Origin of the sequence: Plantactinospora sp. BC1 (genome assembly GCF_003030345.1) — a bacterium.
Classification (GTDB): Bacteria; Actinomycetota; Actinomycetes; order Mycobacteriales; family Micromonosporaceae; genus Plantactinospora.
This window is the reverse complement of sequence record NZ_CP028158.1, coordinates 443,414-449,849: the sequence shown is the minus strand read 5'-3', so window position 1 is coordinate 449,849 and position 6,436 is coordinate 443,414. Positions and strand designations below refer to the sequence as shown.

The following is a 6,436-nucleotide window of genomic DNA, read 5'->3' as shown; positions in this document are numbered from 1 at the left end:
GCCACGTCCAGCCCGCCCCCATCCGGAAGTCGCACCAGCATGACGCAGGCCGAGGCATTCCTCGCCACCCTCGACGAGAACCAGTTCGCACGCCTGGTCGAGCTGCTCGACCCGATCGCTCCGAACCAGCTGCGCCTCTGGATCGACCAGGAACTCGACCGCGACTCGAACGCCTACAACGTCTCCCGGCTGATCCGGCTGCGCGGGCCCCTCGACACCGACGCGCTCGGTCGGGCGCTGACCGCGCTCGTCGCGCGGCACGAGGTGCTGCGGACCGTCTTCGTCGACGCGGGCGACACGGTCCGGCAACTGGTACTGGACCCCGAGCCGATGCTCGGCGAGACGGTCGGCTGGCCGGCGGGGCTCGGCGACGCGGGCGTCAGGGAGGCGGCCCGGGAGTTCCTGCACCGCCCGTTCGACCTGCGGACCGAGGCACCGCTGCGGGCCTGCCTGGCGCGGCTCGCCGACGACGACCACGTGCTGCTGCTGGCCATGCACCACATCGCCACCGACGGCTGGTCGATGGCGATCTTCGAGCGGGAGCTGACCGAGGCGTACCAGGGTTTCGCGGCGAGCGGCGCCTGGGATCCCGCGGACCAGCCCACCCAGTACCAGACCTTCGCCCGCTGGCAGCACGACCGGCTCACCGACGAGCTGGTCGCCCGGCAGCTCGACTACTGGCAACGCGCCCTGCCGCCGGCACCGCCGCCGTCCCTGCTGGCCACCGCACCGCTGGGGCAGACCCACAGCGGCCGGGCCGCCACCGTCAGCTACGCCGTTCCGGCCCCGGCCGCCGCGGCGATCGCCGGGTTCACCGCCGACCCGACGGTCAGCGTGTTCGCGGTCCTCCAGGCGACCGTCCAGACAGTGGCGCAACGGTTCAGCGGGGAGCCGGCGGTGGCGCTCGCCACGACGACGCTCAACCGCAAGGCGCCGGAGTTCGAGTCGGCTCTGGGCTTCTTCGTCAACACGGTGGCGTTGTTCACCGACCTTCGCGACGACCCGAGTTTCCGGGTGGCCGTGAGCCGTGCCGCCCGGACCGTCGGCGACGCGCTCTCGCACGACGACGTGCCGTTCGACCGGGTTGTCGCGGCGCTGGGCACCGGTCCGCCCTTCCGGATCGCACTGGAGTTGCAGGACGCCCCGGAGTCCGACGTACGGCTCTGGGGCGGCGTGTCGGCGCGGGTCGACAGCCTCGACGACAGGCGGGCCAAGTTCGACCTCGCACTCTTCTTCCTGCGGGACGGAGCCGGGCTGCGGCTGCTGGTCGAGTACGACACCTCGCTGTTCGACGAGCCGCTGGTGGCTGCCTTCGTACAGGCCGTCTTCACCGTCGTCACCCACGGCGCCCGTGACGACGGGCAGCCGGTGTCGGCGCTGGCGCTGCTGGACGCGCCGGCCGCCGAGGAGCAGTGCCGGCGGCACGCCGCCGGACCGCCGCGCGACGACATCGTGGTCACCAGCGAGGCGATCCGTCGACTGGCCGCGATCGGGGACCGGCGGGTCGCGGTGCGCTCGGCCGACGAGTCGATCGGCTTCGCCGAACTGGTACGCCGGGCGGAGTGGGTCGGCGCCGGGCTGCGTGGGGTCGGGCCCGGCCGGTACGTCGGGGTGATCGCCGATCGTTCGGTGCACTCGATCGTCGCGGTGCTCGGTATCTGGCTGGCCGGCGGTGCCTACGTACCCATCGATCCCGCCCTGCCGGCCGACCGGCGACGCCACATGATCTCCGACGCGGGGCTGGGCGTCGTGTGCGGGCCGGCCGGCTTCGACGCCTGCGGGGCCGAGGTGCTCGATCCCCGCCTCGTCGTCGGCGAGGGCTGGCCGGAGGCTGTCCGGGACCGGCGTACCGATCCGGCCGACATCGCCTATGCCATCTACACCTCGGGCACGACCGGTCTGCCCAAGGCCGCCGTCACGACCCACGCCAACATGCTGAACTTCATGGCCGGGCTGCGTGAGACGTACGGGATCGACGACTGGCACGACGAGGTGGCCTCCCTGAACGCCCCGTTGATCTTCGACGTGAGCGTGCAGCAGCTCCTCGCCCTGCTCGGCGGCGCGAGCCTGGTGATCATCCCGGCGGCGGTCCGACTCGACCCCGACGCGATGCTGGACTACGTCGCCAGCACCGGCATCACGCTCTTCGAGTGCATCCCCCCGCACCTGCAACTGCTCGTCGACGCGGGCCTGCTCACCCGTCCGGACCTGGCGCTGCGCCGGCTCGTCACCGGCGGCGAGGCGCTGCCGGCCCCGATGTGGCGACCGCTCGCCGACGCCGCTCAGCTGCGGGTGTTCAACGTGTACGGGCCCACCGAGTGCACGGTCAACTCGACCTTCCAGGAGGTCGTCCCGGCGGTGGAGCGCCCGGTCATCGGCCGGGAACTGCCCGGGGTGGCACTCTTCGTCGCCGATGCGCAGGGGCGGCTGCTGCCCGACGGGGCGGTCGGAGAGCTGCACATCGCGGGTGCCGGGGTGGGCGCGGGCTATCTGAACCGGCCCGATCTCACCGCCGCGGCCTTCCCCACCCGGCCGTGGGGGCCGGGCGGGACGCCGCTGCGGGTCTACCGCAGCGGAGACCGGGTGCGCATCGCCAAGGGCGGCGTGGTGGAGTACCTCGGGCGGTTCGACAGCCAGGTCAAGATCAGGGGTAACCGGGTCGAACTCGGCGAGATCACCGCCCGGTTGCTGGCCCATCCGACCGTACGGTCGGCGGTCACCATCGTGGTGGACCACCAGGATCGGCGAGGACCGGCGCTGCACTCCTTCGTCACGGTCAGCGCGCCGGTGAGCGCCGCCACCCTCGCCGACCACCTGCGGGCCTTCCTCCCCGGCTACATGGTTCCGGCCCGCATCCACCTCCTAGACCGCATGCCCGTGACGATCATCGGGAAGATCGACCACCGGGCGCTGGAAGCGCTCGCCGCGACCGGGGAGCAGACGGCCACGGGCGGCGCCGAGGCGCCGGAACCGCCGGCCGGACCGACCGAGTCCTGGCTGTGTCGGCAGTGGTCGGACCTGCTGGAGACGACGGAACTCGACGCGCACGCCCACTTCTTCTCCCAGGGCGGTCACTCCCTGCTCGCCGCCCGGCTGGTGGCCCGGGTACGGCACGAACTGGGCGCCACGATGACCTACGCCGATCTCGTCGACGCGCCGACGCCCCGGTTGCTGGCCGCCCGGCTCGCCGGCCGAGCGGTGCCGGACTCGCCGGATCCGGCCCCGACTCCCGGGCCCGTCCGAGGCACCGTGCTGGCGCTGCGTGACGTCGCCGACGACACCCCGCTCGTGCTGCTGCACCCGCTCGGCGGCGACGTCTTCGTCTATCGCCACCTGGTCGACGCCCTGCCGCCGGACCGGGCGGTCTACGCGGTCTTCGACGGTCACACCGACGTCACCCACGGCACGACGTGGGCCGATCCGGAGCAGATGATCGAGACGTACGCCGCCGAGGTGGCGCGGAGCCTCGACGGGCGCGGGTGCCATCTGGCCGGGTGGTCGCTGGGTGGTCTCCTCGCCCACGCGACCGCCGCCGCCCTGGAGCGGCGCAACGTCACCGTGCGGTCGGTGACGCTGTGGGACTCCGGTGTCGCAGCCGTCACGGCCCAGCGCGCCCCGGACCCCGACTGGCCCGCCGGGGCGGCGGCGGTCCTCGCCAGTCTCGCCCCGGCGGGTGCCGCATCCGCCGGCCCGGACGACGTGCGCGAGTTGACCGTACGCCTGGCGGGTCAGGACAGCCGTGGGATCGCCCGGGAGAGCGGCCGGTGGATCGCTGCCACCGCTGCCCGGCTCTGGCCCGGCACCACCACACCGGACGCGGACGCGCTCGGTGCCCGTGCCGTGGTCGCCGCGCTGCACCGGTGGCTCTTCAGCGCCTGGCGGCCGCCGGTCGTCGACGCGCCGCTCCGGGTCACCTGGGCGGGCGACTCGCTGGACCGGGGGCTGGTCACCCGCACCGACTGGGGCCGCTTCACCCGGGGTGGCGTGAGCATCGACCGGGTCGAGGCGACCCACTTCTCCATCATCGACCAGCCGGCCGTCGGGCAGCTCGCCTCCGCCCTGGCCACCACCCTCGGCTCAGCCGGCACCCCGGACGGGACACGATGAACGCCTTGACCGAGCTGGAGTCGAACGTCCGCAGCTACTGCCGGGTGTGGCCGACGGTGTTCCACCGGGCCGCCGGAAGCTGGATCTACAGCGAGTCCGGGCGGCCCTATCTCGATTTCTTCTCCGGCGCCGGGACACTCAACTACGGGCACAACAATCCGGTCCTCAAGCGGGTCGTCCTGGACTACCTGGCCGGCGACGGCATCGTGCACGGGCTGGACATGGACACCGTGGCCAAACGCGAGTTCCTGCGGACCTTCCACGAGCTGGTCCTGCGGCCGCGCAACCTGGACTACCGGGTGCAGTTGCCCGGCCCGGGCGGGACCAACGCGGTCGAGGCGGCGCTCAAGCTGGCCCGCAAGGTGACCGGCCGGCAGGACGTCGTCTGTTTCGGCAACGCCTTCCACGGCATGACGCTCGGCGCCCTGGCGGTCAGCGGGAACGCCGCCAAGCGCCACGCGGCCGGCGTGCCGCTCGGCAACGTCACGGTGCTCCCGTACGACGACGACCGGGACGACGTCGGGAGCGGCGGACCGCCCGCGTTCGAGCGGATGCTGCGGGACACCGGCAGCGGCCCGGACCGGCCGGCGGCCGTCATCGTCGAGACGGTGCAGGGCGAAGGCGGGGTGAATGTCGCCCGGCCCCGGTGGCTGCGGGCGCTGGCCGAGTCGTGCCGGCGCCACGGGGTGCTGCTGATCGTGGACGACGTCCAGATGGGATGCGGCCGGACCGGTACGTTCTTCAGCTTCGAGGCGGCGGGAATCGTCCCGGACATCGTCTGCCTGGCCAAGTCGATCAGCGGGTACGGGCTGCCGATGGCGCTCACGCTGATCCGTCCCGACCTGGACGTCTGGGCGCCCGGCGAGCACAACGGCACCTTCCGTGGCAACAACCTCGCCTTCGCGGCGGCGGCCGCCACGTTGCGGCACTACTGGGCCGACGACAGCTTCGCCCAACAGGTACGCGCCAAGGGCGAATGGCTGGCGGACGCGTTGCGGGAGTTCACCGAGCCGTTGGCCGGGATCACGACCAGGGGCCGGGGGCTGGTGCACGGGGTGGTCTTCGCCTCGCCGGGACGGGCGTCGAAGGTCGCGGCCGAGGCGTTCGATCGGGGGTTGCTGGTGGAGACCTCCGGCGCCGACGCCGAGGTGGTCAAGTTGCTGCCGCCGTTGACCGCCTCGACCGAGGAACTCGGCCAGGGTCTGGCGATCCTGGCCGAGGCCACCCGGGCCGCCGGGTGATCACCGCCCGGCGACCGGCGCCGTGGCGCGTTCCCGCAACATCGTCCGGGCGAGTTCACGGATCTCCGGACGCGCCTGCCGGAACGTCAGGCGCGCGTCGCCGGGCTGTGGGATCAGCGTCGCCGTACCGTCGACGATCTGCCGCATCGTCTCGACCAGCAGCGTCGCGCACTCCTCGTTGAGCAGGTGGACCAGGTCCGGCAGGCCGATTCCGTCCGGGATCGGCACCCGCCGGGTCCGCAGGAGCGGTCCCCGGTCCACCTCGGCGTCGATCAGGTGCACGCTGACGCCCTGCGGCAGGTCGTGGATGATCGCCCAGAGATACGGATGGTTGCCCCGCACCTCGGGCAGGTACCCGGGGTGCACGTTGACGATGCCGTGCGGAGCCAGCGTCAGGATGTGCGGTTTGAGGATCCGGGTGTCGCCGAGGGCGACGAGGTCGGCCCGGGCGGTCCGCAGCAGCTCGACGGTCGTCTCGTCGTTGTGGTCGGCGACCGTCCGGTGGGCGATGCCGTGCCGCCGGCAAAACTCGCTGGTGGGCTCCGGCTCGGCGTACCCCGCCACCTGGCTGAGTTCCGCGAGCTGGCCGGAACGCCCGGCCTCGGCCAGCGGGGAGTCCTCGTCGACCACGAGGCACGGCACGAATCCGGCGGCGACCAGGGCCGCCAGCTGTAGCTGGCCCCGGGGATGGTCCCGCAGGTTCAGGTAGACGTAGCGCAGCTCGGCCGGGCTGGTACGGCCGGGCACGCGAAACGGGACCGCGTCGGGCGGCTGGCTCACGGGGCGCCCTCTCCCCTCGTGGTGCCGGTCGTCGTCCGGTGCGCACCGGAACCGGTCCGCTCGCCTGCTCGCGGTCGGCACGCAACCGCTACGCGTCGGGTCCGGGAGGACCGGGACCGGTCTCCCGACCCTGCCGGGGTACGGGTGAGCGCGGACGTCGGCCACGGCCGAGCGACGGCCTCGACGAACCCCGATCCCACGGCTGCCCTTTCATCCCGTTTCATCATCCCGGCGGCAACCTTACCGGCGTCGGTGAGCCGTGGTTCGGTCGTGGACGAGATCACCGACGGTGGACCGCCGACGCGCCG

General features: G+C 72.9%; 3 protein-coding genes. 2 read left to right on the top strand and 1 reads right to left on the bottom strand.

Features of this window, described 5'->3' with window-relative positions; all coding sequences use genetic code 11:
- Positions 1-39: 39 nt before the first annotated feature.
- On the top strand, positions 40-4,107 hold the full coding sequence (locus C6361_RS01755) for a non-ribosomal peptide synthetase (RefSeq protein WP_159079128.1): 4,068 nt from the start codon (positions 40-42) through the stop codon (positions 4,105-4,107).
- Complete coding sequence (gene ectB, locus C6361_RS01750) at positions 4,104-5,348, top strand: diaminobutyrate--2-oxoglutarate transaminase (RefSeq protein ID WP_107266532.1); 1,245 nt, start codon at positions 4,104-4,106, stop codon at positions 5,346-5,348. Before C6361_RS01755 ends, ectB begins: the two co-directional genes overlap by 4 nt.
- Here the strand turns inward: ectB and C6361_RS01745 are convergent, their stop codons facing one another.
- Positions 5,349-6,128, bottom strand: a complete 780-nt coding sequence (locus C6361_RS01745; protein ID WP_159079127.1) for a formyltransferase family protein — start codon at positions 6,126-6,128, stop codon at positions 5,349-5,351.
- Positions 6,129-6,436: the final 308 nt, after the last annotated feature.

Bases quoted from the DNA above. Each gene is read 5' to 3' on its own strand.
- C6361_RS01755 (WP_159079128.1), top strand. From the start codon at position 40: ATGACGCAGGCCGAGGCATTCCTCGCCACCCTCGACGAGAACCAGTTC.
- ectB (WP_107266532.1), top strand. From the start codon at position 4,104: ATGAACGCCTTGACCGAGCTGGAGTCGAACGTCCGCAGCTACTGCCGG.